The following is a 234-nucleotide window of genomic DNA, read 5'->3' on the forward strand; positions in this document are numbered from 1 at the left end:
CCCAGTAATTCCGATTAACGCTCGCACCCTACGTATTACCGCGGCTGCTGGCACGTAGTTAGCCGGTGCTTATTCTTACGGTACCGTCATTAGCCCTCTTTATTAGAAAGAACCGTTTCGTTCCGTACAAAAGCAGTTTACAACCCGAAGGCCTTCATCCTGCACGCGGCATTGCTGGATCAGGCTTGCGCCCATTGTCCAAAATTCCCCACTGCTGCCACCCGTAGGCTGTCT

The 234-nt window shown here is 52.6% G+C and carries 1 rRNA gene; it reads right to left on the bottom strand.

Annotated features, from left to right (window positions below):
- Positions 1–234: ribosomal RNA gene (locus tag ACTHSL_RS14265) — 16S ribosomal RNA — on the bottom strand; the annotation flags it as partial.

Origin of the sequence: Neisseria sp. P0008.S010, from assembly GCF_051962715.1 — a bacterium.
GTDB lineage: Bacteria > Pseudomonadota > Gammaproteobacteria > Burkholderiales > Neisseriaceae > Neisseria > Neisseria elongata.